Here is a 15,225-nt window from a genome sequence, read left to right as displayed (position 1 = left end):
GCGGATGGTCGCCGTGCCGTCCGGTCCGACCGGCACGGCGGTGGTGACGCCGTCGACGGTGTACCGGAACTCCGTCGCGCCCAACTGGTTCGAGGTGAACGTGAGGGAGCCTTCGCGCCATGCGCTGTCCGGCCACGTGCGGAAGTCCGGCGAGGTGACGCCCGGGTGGTCGTGGACCCACCAGTTGGCGCCGCCGTCGGCCGACCACGTGCCCGCGGCGTTGCGGACGCGGGCCCGCAGCGTCAGGGTGCCGGTGCGGTCGCTGGTGTGCTGGACGGTGGTCGTGCCGTCCGGGTCGGCCGGCGCGGTGTGCCTCACCGAGGGCGCGTGGTCGAACCAGTACTCGTACTCGACCGGCGCGACCATCCTGGTGGTGAAGGTGAACGTGGCCGGCCGCGCCGGCGAGTCGCCGTCGATGCGGATCTCCGGCGCGGCGCCGTCGACGTGCACGGAGACGTGCCGCGTCTCCGACACCGCGCCCGCCGCGTCCGTGCTGCGCACCCGCAGCGCGTTCACCGAGTTGGCGTCGGTGGTCAGCGGGGCCCAGGTGAAGCGGCCGGTGCCGTCCGCCGCCGCGGGCACCGTCACGGGGTCGGTGTCCGGGCCGTTCCAGCGGGAGAACCAGTAGGTGTACGACACGACACCCGCCTGGCGCGGACGCAGCGCGAAGTCCGCCGACGACCCGACGACCGTGCGCCCCTCCTGGGTGACGACCGGTGCGGTGTCGACCAGGAACCGGTGCTCGCGCTCCGGTGACGACGTGCCCGCGGCGGACGTGCTGCGCACCTTGAGCACGTTGTACCCGCCGTGGGTCGGCGCGTACGTGACGCTCGCCTTGCGCTGCGCGTCGGCGGCCACCGTCGTCTCCGGGCCGTCGTCCACGCGGTACGTGTAGCTCACCACGTCGGTCAGGTTCGAGGAGAAGTCGAACCGGCCGGGCACGCCCACGCCGCCGCCGGGGTTGACGTACAGGTCCGAGTACAGGTCGGACCACACGAACGGGCGGTTCTCGAAGACCGTGAACGAGTACGCCTCGTTGTACTGCGGGCGGTTGCCCGCGCGGTCCACCGTGCGCACCTCGAGGAAGCTGTAGCCCGTGTACTCGGGGGTGTGGCTGATCGTCACCGGCCCACCCGGCGCCGCCGGGGTGACGGTCGTCCACTCCCCGTTGCCCTTGAGCCGGTACTCGTAGGCGACGACGTCGTCCGACGCCGTGGTGATCGTGAAGTCGCCGGGCACGCCGTAGCCGCCGCCCGCGGTCCCGCGCGGGTAGACCTGCGACGACACGGTCGCCGGCGCGGGCTGGGTCCGGTCGATGGTGAAGTAGCACGGCGCGGTCTCCGGGGAGGCCGCGGTGCCGTCGAGCGCGCGCACCGTCCACGCGTGCGTGCCGTCCTCGCGGAACAGCCATTCGTTGGGCTGCGCGACGACCTTGCCGTTCGCGTCGGCCGGCGACTGGTGCGTCTCGCGGGCAGCCGGGTCGGCGACGGGCCAGTGCGCGAACTCGGCCGTGAGGACGTCACCGGGGTCGGGGTCGCTCAGCGTCGCCATGAACAGCACGCGCTGCGCGTCGTTGAGGTGCACCGGGTTGAGGTACGTGCCGGGCGCGGTCGCCGCGCAACCCCGGTCGGGCCAGACCTGGTGCCCGGTCGGCGTCGCGGGCGGGCGGTTGTGGGTGACCACGAGCTTGAGGTCGTTGGCTACGGCGCGGCCGTGGGACCGGTCGAACTCGTGCTCGCGCGGCACGCGCAGGCTCAGCGTGACGGTGTCGTCACCGCGCTGCACGGCCGCCGCGACGGCGGCGGTGAGGTCGGTGTCGACCGGCGCGGGGCACCGGCCCTCGACGGGGCCGAGCGTGGCGAGCAGCTCCCGCTCCCGTGGCGCGTTCAGCCACGAGGAGCGCGAGGTGAGCGCGTCGGTCCGCCACACCTGCACGGCGCGGTGGGCGCAGTCGGCGGCGTTGGTCTCCGTGCCGGACAGCGCGGCCGACAGGATGGTGGCGCCGTCGAAGGCGGTGAGGTCGAAGCGGAAGTACGAGCGGCCGACGTGCCCGCCGTCCCGGGCCCCGACGGGGGCGTCGCCCCGCGGGTCCAGGTGGGCGCGGGTCGGCGTGGCGCGGTCCACGTATCCCCACTGCGCCCTGGTGACGGTGGTCGTGGGCACGTGGTCGTCGGCCGACGCGGGTGCGGCGGTGATGGTGAGCGCGGTGCTCAGCAGCGCGGTCGCGGTGACCGCGCACATGGCTCTTCGCCACGATGTCATGGTGTCCCCCTGGACTAGGCACGCGGCGCGGATCATGCCAGGCGGAAGTCGCAGGTGAGAGGGGTTCTCCGAGGAGATCGGCCATCCGGTGGCACGGCGGCGGCCGAGCGCGGGGGTCGGCCCGGTCGAGCGGGAAGGGCGGCGGCTCAAGGGGGAGGCTCGGCCCGGTCGCCGGGGGTCGGCCCGGTCGAGCGGCGGTGGTCGGCTCGGTCGCGGATCAGGTGAGTGCGGCAGGTCAGCCCGGCAGGGGAGCGGCGCCGCGTTCGGTGATCAGCTGCTGCATGTACGTGCTCTCGCTCGTCTGGGACTTGAGCATGTTGTCCGCGAGCGTCCGCACGACCGGCTGGCCGGCGCGCGTGGCGGCGTACTCGGCCATCGGCGCGCCGCCCTTGTGGTGCCGCAACATCAACTGCAGGAAGTAGACGTCGAACTCGACGCCGGTCAGCGAGCGCAGCTTCGTGATCTCCTCGGACGACGCCATGCCGGGCATCCGCTCCGTCTCCGAGCCCGAACCGGAGGCGGCCGCGTCGTGCCCGTGCGTGCCGGAGGTCATCCACCGCATGTGCTTGCCGTCGACCGACTGCTCGGGGTGGCCCCAGAGGAACAGCCAGCCCTTCATCCGCCCGATCTGCTCCAACTGCGTCGAGGCGATGTCGAACGCGAGCTGCCGGACGGCGGGGTCGGCGGTCTTGTCCCGCGCGATGTTGGCCATCGTCACGCCCTGCAGGTGGTGGGTCGCCATGTCCTGCGAGAAGCCGACGTCGACGGAGTCGCGCGCGGGCGTCGAGCTGGTGTCCGAGCCCGGGAGCTTGATCAGCAGGCCCACGGCGGCGCCGAGCAGGAGGACGGCCACGACCGCGACGGTCACGACGACCGTCCTGGTCGCGGTCACCCCTCGGGAAGCGGGTGGCACCCCCGGCGAAGCGGGTGCGACGTCCTCCTGCTCGGCCTCTGCCACAGGTCAGCTGCTCGCGGTCGTGGTGGCGGCGGGCGCGTCGGTCGCCGCCGGCGGCGCGCCGGTCGGCTCCGCGCCGTCCGTGGTGCCGCCGTCCATCGGGACGGCGTCCGCGCCGGGCGCCTCCGCCACGAACGGCGGCGGGTTGGTCACGTCGAACTGGGTCGTGTCGCACGTGGCGCCGACCTCGGGGTACGTGTACTGGTTGCGCCGCAGCGACTGGATGAACTGGTCGATGCGCTCGTCGTCCGCGGTCTCCACCTTGAGCTGGTGGCCCCACGACTGCAACGAGATCGGCTTGTCCAGGCCCGGGTACGGCGACAGCATCGTGAACGGCTGGCCCTCGGCCCGCGCCTTCAGCTTGTCGAGCGCCTCACCGGTGACCTGGTCCGGGTTGTACGCGATCCACACCGCGCCGTGCTCCAGCGGGTGGACCATGTTCTCGTTGCGGACGGCCTTGTCGTACACCGTGCCGGTGCAGTCGGCCCACACGTTGTCGTGCGGACCGCCGAAGGGCGGCGACTGGTCGTAGGCGACCCGCTGCGTCGGGTCGACGTGCTTGCTGGCCTCGTACTCGACCTTGACCACGCCGGGGATCTGGTCCGAGGGGTCCTTGTTCTCCTCGGACGGGTTCCACTTGGCGAGTGCCTGCTCCTTCGCGTTGCGGTCCGCGATCTGGCTGTACGCGTAACCGAACACGGTGCCCGCGAGGGCCAGCACGGCCACCACCGCGATGATGGTCCCCCACGGCTTCGGCTTCTTGGCCACCACCGAGGAGCGCGCCGCCGCAACGCTGGAGCGCGCGGCCTTCGTCTTCTTGCCGCTGGTCATGTCCGCCTCAGTCTCGTCATACGCCCATGCCGCGGGCCAGTGTAGGGATACCGTGTCTGATCACCGTCAACTGGTCGTCACAGCGGGTGGTCGCCACCGGTGGCGATTCCCACTTCGCGGGACGCGCATCCCGGTCGAGACCAGCGGGAACGCTTCCCTAGACTTGCCGGGTGACTCCCGCTGCGCTCGCTGAACTGGTCCGTGCGACGGCCGTGGACGTGTTGTCCACCCGCGGCCTCGACCCCGCCGCCCTGCCCACAGCGGTCACGATCGAGCGCCCCCGCAACCCCGAGCACGGCGACTACGCCACGAACGTGGCCCTCCAGACCGCCAAGAAGGTCGGCGTGGCGTCCCGCGACCTGGCCGGCTGGCTCGCCGACGCGCTGACCGGCACCGACGCCATCTCGTCGGTCGAGGTCGCCGGCCCCGGCTTCCTGAACCTGCGGCTCGCCGCGGACGCCCAGGGCGCGATCGTGCGCGACGTGCTGAAGGCGGGCGACGCGTACGGCCGCGGCGACCAGTTCGCCGGCACCCGGATCAACCTGGAGTTCGTCTCGGCGAACCCGACCGGCCCGATCCACCTCGGCGGCACGCGCTGGGCCGCGGTCGGCGACGCGCTCGGCCGCATCCTCACCGCCAACGGCGGCGAGGTCACCCGCGAGTACTACTTCAACGACGCGGGCGCGCAGATCGACCGGTTCGTCCGGTCCCTGATCGCCGCCGCGAAGGGCGAGCCCGCGCCGGAGGACGGCTACGCGGGCGGCTACATCGGCGACATCGCCGCCGAGGTGCTGCGGCAGGAGCCGAGCGCGCTGACCGCCGAGGACTCGCACGAGGTGTTCCGCCGCATCGGCGTGGGCCTCATGTTCGAGGAGATCAAGAAGGACCTGCACGACTTCGGCACGGACTTCGACGTCTTCTTCCACGAGGACTCGCTGCACAAGTCCGGCGCCGTCACGAAGGCCGTCGAGCAGCTCAAGGGCTCCGAGGCGCTGTACTTCGACAACGGCGCCTGGTGGCTGCGGTCCACCGAGTTCGGCGACGACAAGGACCGCGTGGTCATCAAGAGCGACGGTGACCCGGCGTACATCGCCGGTGACATCGCGTACCTGGTGGACAAGCGGTCGCGCGGCTTCGACCTGTGCATCTACATGCTCGGCGCGGACCACCACGGCTACATCGGCAGGCTCAAGGCCGCCGCGTCGGCGCTCGGCGACGACCCGGCGTCGGTGGAGGTGCTCATCGGCCAGCTGGTGAACCTCGTCAGCGAGGGCAAGCCGGTGCGGATGAGCAAGCGCGCGGGCACCGTGATCACCATGCAGGACCTGGTGGACGCGGTCGGCGTGGACGCGGCCCGGTACGCGATGAGCCGGTCCTCGGTCGACTCGTCCCTGGACATCGACCTCGACCTGCTGCGCAAGCGGAGCAACGACAACCCGGTGTTCTACGTGCAGTACGCGCACGCGCGGCTGTGCTCGGTGCAGCGCAACGGCGCCGACCTCGGCGTCACGCCCGGCGACGCGGTCGACCTGCTCACCCACGACCGGGAGGGCGACCTGATCCGCACGATCGGCGAGTTCCCGCGGGTCGTCGCCACCGCCGGTGAGCTGCGCGAACCGCACCGCGTCGCGCGGTACCTGGAGGAGTTGGCGGGCACCTACCACCGGTTCTACGAGGCCTGTCGGGTGTTGCCGAGGGGCGACGAGGAGACGACCGAGCTGCACCGGGCCCGGCTGAGCCTGTGCCTGGCCACCCGCCAGGTGTTCGCCAACGGCCTCGCGCTGCTGGGCGTGACCGCGCCGGAGCGCATGTGATGCGCGCGCACCCGGCCGGTCCCCGGCACGCCGACGTCATGGTCCCGTCGAACACGGCGGGCAACCGACCGTCCTCCGCGCAGGCATTGGACGCGCTGCACCCTCAGGTGTGGCCCCGCAACGCCGAACGCGGCGACGACGGCGCGGTCCGCTTGGCGGGCGTGGACGTGCGCCAACTCGCCCAGGAGCACGGCACCCCGCTGTTCGTGATGGACGAGGCCGACTTCCGCGCGCGCTGCCGCGAGCACGCCGAGGCGTTCGGCGACCCGACCCGCGTGCACTACGCGTCCAAGGCATTCCTGTCCGTCGCGGTGGCCCGGTGGGTCGCCGAGGAAGGCCTCAGCATCGACGTGGCCAGCGGCGGCGAGCTGGCCGTGGCGCTGCGGGCCGAGTTCCCGCCGGAGCGGATCGCGCTGCACGGCAACAACAAGTCCGTCGCAGAGCTGACCACCGCGGTCGAGGCCGGTGTCGGCGCGGTCGTGCTGGACTCGTTCTACGAGATCGCCCGGCTGGACCAGGTCGCCCGCGAACGCGGCCGCGTGCAGCCGGTGATGATCCGGGTGACGGTCGGTGTCGAGGCGCACACGCACGAGTTCATCGCCACCGCGCACGAGGACCAGAAGTTCGGCTTCTCGCTGTCCTCCGGCGACGCGGCGGAGGCCGCCCGCCGGGTGCTGAAGTCCGACGGGCTGCGGCTGATCGGCCTGCACAGCCACATCGGCTCGCAGATCTTCGACGCCAGCGGCTTCGAGGTCGCCGCGCGCCGGGTCATCGGGCTGCTCGCGGAGCTGCGCGACGAGCACGGCGACGCACTGCTCGACCACGTGACCACGGTGGACCTCGGCGGCGGCCTCGGCATCGCCTACACCGCCGACGACGACCCGCCGCCGCCCGCGGAGCTGGCCAGGCAGCTGCGGAACATCGTGGCCAAGGAGTGCGAGCACGCCGAGCTGCCCGTGCCGAAGATCGCGGTCGAGCCCGGCCGCGCCATCGTCGGCCCCGGCACGGTGACGCTGTACGAGGTGGGCACCATCAAGGACGTCGAGCTGGACGCGGGGGTGGTGCGCCGGTACGTGAGCGTGGACGGCGGCATGAGCGACAACATCCGCACCGCCCTCTACGACGCGGTCTACGACTGCCGGCTCGTGTCCCGCGCCGCGGGCGAGGACGCGCAGCCGGTGCTGTGCCGCGTCGTGGGCAAGCACTGCGAGTCCGGTGACGTGGTCGTGCGCGACTGCTGGCTGCCCGACGACCTCGCGCCCGGCGACCTGATCGCGGTCGCCGCGACCGGCGCGTACTGCTACTCCATGGCCAGCGGCTACAACCGACTGCCCCGGCCCGCGCTCGCCGCGGTTGCGGACGGCCAGGCCCGGTTGCTGCTGCGCCGGGAGACCGAGGAAGACCTGTTCCGCCTGGAGGTATGAGAAGTGGCAAGCCACGAGGGCAAACCGATCAGGGTCGCGTTGCTGGGCTGCGGCACGGTCGGCACCGAGGTGGTCCGGCTGCTCACCGACCAGGCGGCCGACCTCACCGCGCGGGTCGGCGCGCCGGTCGAGGTGACCGGCATCGCCGTGCGCAGGCCGAACAAGCACCGCGACGTGCCCGCCGAGCTGCTGACGACCGACGCGGCGGCACTGGTGGCCTCCGACGACGTGGACGTGGTCGTGGAGGTCATCGGCGGCATCGAGCCCGCCCGCACGCTGCTGCTCGCCGCGTTGCGCGCGGGCAAGTCGGTGGTGACCGCGAACAAGGCGCTGCTGGCCGAGCACTCGGCGGAGCTGTTCGAGGCCTCCGACGCCTCCGGGGCCGACCTGTACTTCGAGGCGGCGGTGGCGGGCGCGATCCCGCTGCTGCGCCCGCTGCGCGAGTCGCTGGCCGGTGACCGCATCACCAGGGTGATGGGCATCGTCAACGGCACCACGAACTTCATCCTCTCGGGCATGGACTCCACGGGCGCCAGCTACGCCGAGACCCTGGAGGAGGCGACCCGGCTCGGGTACGCCGAGGCGGACCCGACGGCCGACGTGGACGGGTTCGACGCCGCGTCCAAGGCCGCGATCCTGGCGTCCCTGGCGTTCCACAGCCGGGTCACGGCCGCCGACGTGCACCGCGAGGGCATCGCGGCGGTCAGCGCCGCCGACATCGCCGCCGCCAAGGCCCTGGGCCGCACGGTGAAGCTGCTGGCGATCTGCGAGCGGGTCACGACCGAGGGCGCCGAGGGAATCTCAGTGCGCGTGCACCCGGCGATGATCCCCACCTCCCACCCGCTGGCCAGCGTGCACGGCGCGTTCAACGCGGTGTTCGTGGAGGCCGACGCGGCCGGCGAGATGATGTTCTACGGCCAGGGCGCGGGTGGCGCCCCGACCGCCAGCGCGGTGCTCGGCGACCTCGTCGCGGTGGCCCGCAACCGGGTGCACCGCGGGCGCGGTCCGCGTGAGTCGGCCTACGCGGCGCTGCCCGTCCGACCGATGGGCCAGACGCCGACGCGTTATCACATCAGCCTCGACGTCGCCGACCGGGCGGGCGTGTTGTCGCAGGTAGCGGCGGTGTTCGCGGAACACGACGTGAGCATCGCGGCGGTGCGGCAGGAGGGTCGGGTCGACGACGCCAGCCTGGTGATCGTCACCCACGCCGCGACCGACGCGGCACTGCGGTCGACCGTGGACAAAATCGGCGGGCTGCCCGTGGTTCGGGAAGTGGTCAGCGTGATGAGGGTGGAAGGCGAAGAAACATGACGATCCAAGCGGGCGTGCGACCGGGGTGGCCCGGCATCATCCACGCCTACGCGGACCGGATCGAACTCCCCGAGGGCGCCAAGGTCGTCACCCTCCACGAAGGCGGCACGCCGCTCGTCGCCGCCGAGCACCTGTCGGAGCTGACCGGCTGCGACGTCTACATCAAGGTCGAGGGCGCGAACCCGACCGGCTCGTTCAAGGACCGCGGCATGACCGTGGCCATGACGCACGCGCTGGCCAGCGGCATCCGCGCGGTGATCTGCGCGTCGACCGGCAACACGTCCGCCAGCGCGGCGGCGTACGCGGCCAAGGCCGGGCTCACCGCCGCGGTGCTCGTGCCGCGCGGCAAGATCGCGCTGGGCAAGCTCGCCCAGGCGGTCGCGCACGGCGCGAAGATCCTGCAGATCGACGGCAACTTCGACGACTGCCTGGAGCTGGCCTCCAAGACGGCGACCGAGTACCCGATCACGCTGGTGAACTCGGTGAACCCGGTGCGGTTGATCGGCCAGAAGACCGCCGCGTGGGAGATCTGCGACGTGCTCGGCCGCGCGCCGGACGTCCACTGCCTGCCGGTCGGGAACGCGGGCAACATCACCGCGTACTGGCGCGGTTACTCCGACTACCACGCCGACGGCGTGATCGGCGCCACGCCCCGGATGTTCGGGTTCCAGGCCGCGGGCTCCGCGCCGCTGGTGCTCGGGCAGCCGGTGGCGAACCCGGAGACCATCGCGACCGCCATCCGGGTGGGCAGCCCGGCGTCGTGGACCGGCGCGGTGGCCGCCAAGGAGGAGTCCGGCGGGCTGTTCGAGGCCGTGACGGACGAGAAGATCCTGGAGGCCTACCGGCTGCTGGCCTCGACGGAGGGCATCTTCGTCGAGCCCGCGTCCGCGACCAGCGTCGCGGGCCTGCTGGCCACGGTCGCGGACGGTCGGCTGCCGAAGGGCTCCACGGTCGTCTGCACGGTCACCGGCCACGGCCTGAAGGACCCCGACACGGCCCTGCTCGGCATGTCCGAGGTCAAGCCGGTGCCGGTGGACCCCGGCGCCGTCGCGACCGCCCTGGAGCTGGCGTGACGGCCATGGCCGCCCGCGGTGTCCGCGTCACCGTGCCCGCGTCCACGGCGAACCTCGGCTCGGGGTTCGACGCGCTCGGCATGGCGCTGGGCGTGCACGACGAGCTGGAGTTCGCCGTGACCGACGGCGGCCTGGTGGTGGAGGTGTCCGGCGAGGGCGCCGCCGACGTGCCGACCGACGAGCGTCACCTGGTCGTGCGCGCGTTCCGGGCGGCGTGCGAGCTGGTCGGCGTCGAGGCGCCGGGGCTGCGGCTGACGTGCCGCAACGCCATCCCGCACGCCCGGGGCCTCGGGTCGTCCGCGGCGGCCGTGGTGGCCGGTGTGGCGGCCGGATTCGCCCTCGCCGGTCGCGAGTCGGACACGAGCGCGTTGCAACTCGCCGCGGAGTTCGAGGGCCACGCCGACAACGCGGCGGCGGCGATGTTCGGCGGCGTGGTGATCGCGTGGACGCAGGGTGACCGCTTCCGCGCGGTCCGTGTGGACCCGCACCCCGGTGTGACGCCGGTCGTGCTGGTGCCCGCGGAGGAGTCGTCGACCCACACCACCCGCGGGCTGCTGCCGTCGAAGGTGCCGCACGAGGACGCGGCGTTCGCGGCGGGGCGGTCCGCGCTGGCCGTGCACGCGCTCACCGCGGACCCGTCGCTGCTCCTCGACGCGTTGGACGACCGGCTGCACGAGCCGTACCGGGAACCCGCCTGGCCTGCGACGACGCGGCTGGTGCGGTCCCTGCGGGAGGCGGGGGTGGCGGCCGCGGTGTCCGGTGCGGGACCCACGGTCCTGGCCCTGCCACCGGACGGGGTGGTGCCGCCCCGGGTGGACACGGCGGGGTTCCAGGCGCGTCGGGTGCCGGTCGACCTGGCCGGAGTCCGGGTTGCGCCACTCGGCTGAGTGATGCGACGCGCCGTGCCCCGGTTGTTGCACCCGGCCGGACCGGCGTCTACCCTCGGGGCCATCAGTCACCGCGCGCACGGGCGCCGGTGTGGTGCCCGGACGTTCGTTCCGGATCGCATTCCTCCAGTGACTTGGCTCTGTGCCGTATGGACGGGGCCGACGCTGGAAGGCACCCGCTCGCCGTGTGACCGAAGTCCCGCACCGGAGGACTCCGCTTTCGTGCGCGTTCCGCGCCGTCGCCAGGTCCGCCTGAACCGGGACGAAACTGCCGCACCGCATTCCGTCGGACGGCAGGTCCGCTGGAACGCGTAGGAGGCGCGCTCCGGTCAGGAAGGACATGTGTGACCAACACCGATGTACTGAGCAGCCAAGCTCCTGCTGCTCCCAATCCCGCTGCCAGTAGTTCCGGAGCCGAGGAGAACGCTCTGACCACCCCTTCGAACGGCAGCGCCACGCCGCGCAAGCGCGCGGGCCTCTCTGGAATGGTGCTGGCCGAACTCCGTGAACTCGCAGGTCAGCTGGGCATCACCGGCACGGCCGGCCTCCGCAAGGGCGACCTGATCGCCGCCATCAAGGAGCGGCAGGGCGGCACCTCCGGTCGGGGCAGTGCCGCGACGCCGCCCAAGGCCGAGAAGAAGGCCGAGGCTCCCAAGGCGGTCGTCGAGAAGGCGCCCGTCGCGGAGAAGAAGGCCGCCGAGGCTCCCACCGCGGTGGAGAAGCCGACCCAGCAGCAGCTCGACGTGACCGACCGTCCCGCCGAGGAGGAGGGCGGCCGCCGCGGCAACCGCCGCCGCCGTTCCGCCAACCGCCCCGCGGGCAGCCCCGAGGCCCCGGCCGCGGACGCCCAGCCGGCGCAGGCCGACCGGCCCGTCCAGGCGGACCGCGTCCAGACCGACCGCCAGCAGGGCGACGGCCGCCAGGACGGTCGCCAGCAGGGCGAGCGCGTCGAGCGGCAGGATCGCGCCGAGCGGTCGGACCGGGGTGACCGGCAGGACCGCGGCGACCGGCAGGACCGCTCCGAACAGCGCGAACAGCGCCAGGACCGGGGCGACCGCGGCAACCGCGGCGACCGGCAGGACCGCGGCGGGCGTGACGACCGCGGCGACCGCGGTGGCCGTGACCGTGACCGCGACCAGGGGCGCAACCGCCAGCAGAGCGGTCCGGGCGACGACGACGAGGACGGCGGCCGTCGCGGTCGCCGCTTCCGCGACCGCCGCCGTCGCGGTGGCCGCGGCGACGACACCGGTCCCGCCACCGACACGGAGGTGCGCGACGACGACGTCCTGCTGCCCGTGGCGGGCATCCTCGACGTGCTGGAGAACTACGCGTTCGTCCGCACCTCGGGCTACCTGGCCGGGCCGAACGACGTGTACGTGTCGTTGTCGCTGGTCCGCAAGTACGGGCTGCGCCGCGGCGACGCCCTGATCGGCGCCGTGCGGCAGCCGCGCGACGGCGAGCAGCAGCGGCAGAAGTTCAACCCGCTGGTGCGGGTGGACAAGATCAACGGCCTCGACCCGGAGGAGTCCCGCAACCGGCCGGACTTCACCAAGCTGACGCCGCTGTACCCGAACGAGCGCCTGCGCCTCGAGACGGAACCGCACATCCTCACCACGCGCGTCATCGACCTGGTGATGCCGATCGGCAAGGGCCAGCGAGCCCTGGTCGTGTCGCCGCCGAAGGCGGGCAAGACCTCGGTGCTCCAGTCGATCGCGAACGCGATCACGAAGAACAACCCCGAGTGCCACCTGATGGTGGTGCTGGTGGACGAGCGGCCTGAAGAGGTCACCGACATGCAGCGGTCGGTGAAGGGCGAGGTCATCGCCTCCACCTTCGACCGCCCGCCGTCGGACCACACCACGATCTCGGAGTTGGCCATCGAGCGGGCGAAGCGCCTGGTCGAGATGGGTCACGACGTGGTCGTGCTGCTGGACTCGATCACCCGGCTGGGTCGTGCCTACAACCTCGCGGCCCCCGCGAGCGGCCGGATCCTGTCCGGTGGTGTCGACTCGACCGCGCTGTACCCGCCGAAGCGGTTCCTGGGCGCGGCCCGGAACATCGAGGGCGGCGGCTCGCTGACCGTCATCGCGACGGCCCTGGTCGAGACCGGGTCCGCGGGCGACAGCGTGATCTTCGAGGAGTTCAAGGGCACCGGCAACGCCGAGCTCAAGCTCGACCGGAAGATCGCGGACAAGCGGACCTTCCCGGCGGTGGACGTCGACTCGTCCGGCACCCGCAAGGAAGACCTGCTGCTCTCGCCGGACGAGTTGGCGGTCATGCACAAGCTGCGCAGGGTGCTGCACGCCCTGGACAGCCAGCAGGCCATCGACCTGCTGCTCGACCGGCTCCGCAAGAGCCGGACGAACATCGAGTTCCTGATGCAGGTGGCCAAGACCACCCCGGGCGCGGACAACGACTGACCGCGTCCGACCACCGAGGGCCCGTCCGGCAGTCACGCCGGGCGGGCCCTCGGGCGTCTCGGGTGATCGGCAGGCGGGCGCTCGGGCCGGGGCGTGTCCTGGGTTGGCGGTGGCGCGGGCGGTCGGCTGGCGGGCGGTTCGGGCTGGTCGGCTGCGGCGCGGGTGGTCGGCTGCCAGGCCGTTCGGGCTGGTCAGGGGCCTGTCAGCAGGGTGGCGCGGGTGAGGCCAGACCGGCCTCGGCCAGCTCGGCGGTGCGGCGGCGTTCCAGGAAGTACTGGGCCACCAGCAGCGCGGTGACCGGGACGCCCAAGCCCACGACGGCCGCCACGGGCACCCGCACGCCGTCCAGGAGCACGCCGACCGCCAGCACGGCCGTCAGGTACGGCCAGCGCAGCCACGCGCGTTGCCACCGGGCGGTCCACGCGACCGTGCCCGAGGTCGCGACGCCGACGGCCACGCCCGCGCCGAACACGGGGCTCGTCAGGGCGAGCTGTGCCGGAGCACCCACCAGCAGGCCACCCAACCCGGTGAGGCCGAGGACGGCGATGCTGAACAGGAAGGGCACGGCCAGCCACGAGGTCAGTGACAGGGGACGCCCGACAGTGCAGAACACGCGGCCAGTGTGGCGTCCGCGCAACGTGGACCGCTGCTGTCTGTAGTTCAGCGGTTACCTCGTGCGCCAAATGGTCGACCGCCATCGGCGAGCGGTTGTGACACCAGCCACGGGGAACAAGCGTGCGAGGGCTCGCGTTGCAGTCGGTGACAGCCGATCTGGCACACTGTCGGGTCGAGTCCGGCTCCGGTTCACCTCGAAGAATCCCCAACGAGGACCCGGCGGCCACTTAGGAAAGGACAAGACGTTGAAGACCGGCATCCACCCCGAGTACGTGACGACCGAGGTCACCTGCGGCTGCGGCAACACCTTCGCCACCCGCAGCACCAAGACGTCCGGCGCCATCCACGTCGAGATCTGCTCCAACTGCCACCCGTTCTACACGGGCAAGCAGAAGATCATGGACACCGGTGGCCGGGTCGCGCGCTTCGAGGCCCGCTACGGCAAGCGCGCCAAGTAGCTGCCACGACGGCGTCCACCCCGACTTCGCGGGTGGACGCCGTTGTCGTCTCCGCACCACGCCAGACCCCTCGCCAGACGCTGAGACCGGAGCAAGATCGTGACGCTGGACGCCCTGCTGGCCGAGCACGCCGAGCTGGAAGCCAAGCTCGCCGACCCCTCGGTGCACGCCGACCAGGCGGGCGCGCGGAAACTCGGCAAGCGCTACGCCGAGCTGACCCCGATCGTGAAGACCGCTCGCGAGCTGGAGCAGGCGAGGTCCGACCTGGAGACGGCCCGTGAGCTGGCCGCCGAGGACGCGGTGTTCGCCGAGGAGGCCGAGCAGCTCGCCAAGACCGTCCCGGCGCTGGAGTCGAAGCTGACCGAACTGCTCCTGCCGCGCGACCCGCACGACAGCGCGGACGTCGTGCTGGAGATCAAGTCCGGTGAGGGCGGCGAGGAGTCGGCCCTGTTCGCGGGCGACCTCCTGCGCATGTACCTGCGGTACGCCGAACGGCACGGGTGGAAAGCCGAAGTGCTCGACGGCACGGATTCCGACCTGGGCGGCTACAAGGACGTCACGGTGGCCATCAAGAGCCGCGCGGACACCCCCGACGGCGTGTGGTCGCGGCTGAAGTACGAGGGCGGCGTGCACCGCGTGCAGCGGGTGCCGGTGACCGAGTCGCAGGGCCGCATCCACACCTCCGCCGCGGGCGTCCTGGTGTTCCCCGAGGTCGACGAGGTCGAGGTCGAGATCGACGAGAACGACCTGCGGATCGACGTGTTCCGCTCGTCCGGCAAGGGCGGGCAGAGCGTCAACACGACCGACTCGGCGGTGCGCATCACGCACCTGCCGACGGGCATCGTGGTGTCCTGCCAGAACGAGCGCAGCCAGCTGCAGAACAAGGCGCGCGCGATGCAGGTGCTCCAGGCCAGGCTGACCGCGCTGGCCGAGGAGAAGCAGCAGCAGGAGGCGTCGGACGCCCGGCGCACGCAGATCCGCACCGTGGACCGCTCCGAACGGGTGCGGACGTACAACTTCCCGGAATCACGCATCTCCGATCACCGGGTCGGGTACAAAGCCCATAACCTGGATCAAGTGCTCGACGGCGACCTCGACGCGGTGCTGGACGCCCTGGCGGCGGCAGACCGGGCGGAGCGACTCGCCGCCGGGTGAGGCGAGGACGAGGGGACGCG

At 72.4% G+C, this 15,225-nt stretch carries 12 protein-coding genes; 8 read left to right on the top strand and 4 right to left on the bottom strand.

The features are described 5' to 3' along the window. From ADK67_RS41060 to ADK67_RS41050, 3 genes are all read right to left on the bottom strand, one after another. Nucleotides 1-2,262, bottom strand: a 2,262-nt coding sequence (locus tag ADK67_RS41060; RefSeq protein ID WP_157621465.1) for a hypothetical protein, incomplete at its 3' end; no start/stop codon positions are given. 235 nt (nt 2,263-2,497) lie between these two features. Next, on the bottom strand, nt 2,498-3,220 hold the full coding sequence (locus ADK67_RS41055; RefSeq protein WP_082404579.1) for a DUF305 domain-containing protein: 723 nt from the start codon (nt 3,218-3,220) through the stop codon (nt 2,498-2,500). Between the two features lie 3 nt (nt 3,221-3,223). Further along, on the bottom strand, nt 3,224-4,048 hold the full coding sequence (locus tag ADK67_RS41050; RefSeq protein ID WP_053721992.1) for a DUF3105 domain-containing protein: 825 nt from the start codon (nt 4,046-4,048) through the stop codon (nt 3,224-3,226). A gap of 170 nt (nt 4,049-4,218) precedes the next feature. On the opposite strand from ADK67_RS41050, the gene argS reads away from it, so the two are divergent. From argS to rho, 6 genes are all read left to right on the top strand, one after another. Further along, nucleotides 4,219-5,862, top strand: a complete 1,644-nt coding sequence (gene argS, locus ADK67_RS41045) for an arginine--tRNA ligase (RefSeq protein WP_053721991.1) — start codon at nt 4,219-4,221, stop codon at nt 5,860-5,862. Further along, nucleotides 5,862-7,286: a diaminopimelate decarboxylase gene (gene lysA / locus ADK67_RS41040; protein WP_053722004.1), complete on the top strand. Its 1,425-nt coding sequence runs from the start codon at nt 5,862-5,864 to the stop codon at nt 7,284-7,286. The genes argS and lysA overlap by 1 nt, the downstream gene beginning before the upstream one ends. Before the next feature lie 3 nt (nt 7,287-7,289). Then, nucleotides 7,290-8,597, top strand: coding sequence for a homoserine dehydrogenase (locus tag ADK67_RS41035; protein ID WP_053721990.1), 1,308 nt, complete (start codon nt 7,290-7,292; stop codon nt 8,595-8,597). After that, the gene (gene thrC / locus ADK67_RS41030) at nt 8,594-9,670 is read left to right on the top strand and encodes a threonine synthase (protein ID WP_053721989.1); all 1,077 of its coding nucleotides are present in this window, start codon (nt 8,594-8,596) and stop codon (nt 9,668-9,670) included. Before ADK67_RS41035 ends, thrC begins: the two co-directional genes overlap by 4 nt. A gap of 5 nt (nt 9,671-9,675) precedes the next feature. Then, nucleotides 9,676-10,557: a homoserine kinase gene (gene thrB, locus ADK67_RS41025; protein ID WP_197289862.1), complete on the top strand. Its 882-nt coding sequence runs from the start codon at nt 9,676-9,678 to the stop codon at nt 10,555-10,557. Between the two features lie 344 nt (nt 10,558-10,901). Next, the gene (rho, locus tag ADK67_RS41020) at nt 10,902-12,977 is read left to right on the top strand and encodes a transcription termination factor Rho (RefSeq protein ID WP_082404577.1); all 2,076 of its coding nucleotides are present in this window, start codon (nt 10,902-10,904) and stop codon (nt 12,975-12,977) included. Nucleotides 12,978-13,179: 202 nt separating this feature from the next. Here rho and ADK67_RS41015 read toward each other — a convergent pair whose 3' ends face one another. Beyond that, on the bottom strand, nt 13,180-13,590 hold the full coding sequence (locus tag ADK67_RS41015) for a hypothetical protein (protein ID WP_053721987.1): 411 nt from the start codon (nt 13,588-13,590) through the stop codon (nt 13,180-13,182). A 247-nt stretch (nt 13,591-13,837) separates the two neighbouring features. Between ADK67_RS41015 and rpmE the strand changes: the two genes are divergently transcribed. Continuing rightward, on the top strand, nt 13,838-14,050 hold the full coding sequence (gene rpmE / locus ADK67_RS41010) for a 50S ribosomal protein L31 (RefSeq protein WP_053721986.1): 213 nt from the start codon (nt 13,838-13,840) through the stop codon (nt 14,048-14,050). Between the two features lie 99 nt (nt 14,051-14,149). Next, nucleotides 14,150-15,205, top strand: a complete 1,056-nt coding sequence (gene prfA / locus ADK67_RS41005; RefSeq protein ID WP_231648607.1) for a peptide chain release factor 1 — start codon at nt 14,150-14,152, stop codon at nt 15,203-15,205. Nucleotides 15,206-15,225: the final 20 nt, after the last annotated feature.

It is taken from the genome of Saccharothrix sp. NRRL B-16348 (assembly GCF_001280085.1).
In the GTDB taxonomy this organism is placed as follows: domain Bacteria; phylum Actinomycetota; class Actinomycetes; order Mycobacteriales; family Pseudonocardiaceae; genus Actinosynnema.
Note: the sequence above shows the minus strand (reverse complement) of the source record. Positions and strands in the feature narration are given on the sequence as shown.

Coding starts and splice junctions, on each gene's coding strand:
- ADK67_RS41050 (WP_053721992.1), bottom strand. CDS start 4,048: ATGACCAGCGGCAAGAAGACGAAGGCCGCGCGCTCCAGCGTTGCGGCG.
- lysA (WP_053722004.1), top strand. CDS start 5,862: ATGCGCGCGCACCCGGCCGGTCCCCGGCACGCCGACGTCATGGTCCCG.
- thrC (WP_053721989.1), top strand. CDS start 8,594: ATGACGATCCAAGCGGGCGTGCGACCGGGGTGGCCCGGCATCATCCAC.
- thrB (WP_197289862.1), top strand. CDS start 9,676: ATGGCCGCCCGCGGTGTCCGCGTCACCGTGCCCGCGTCCACGGCGAAC.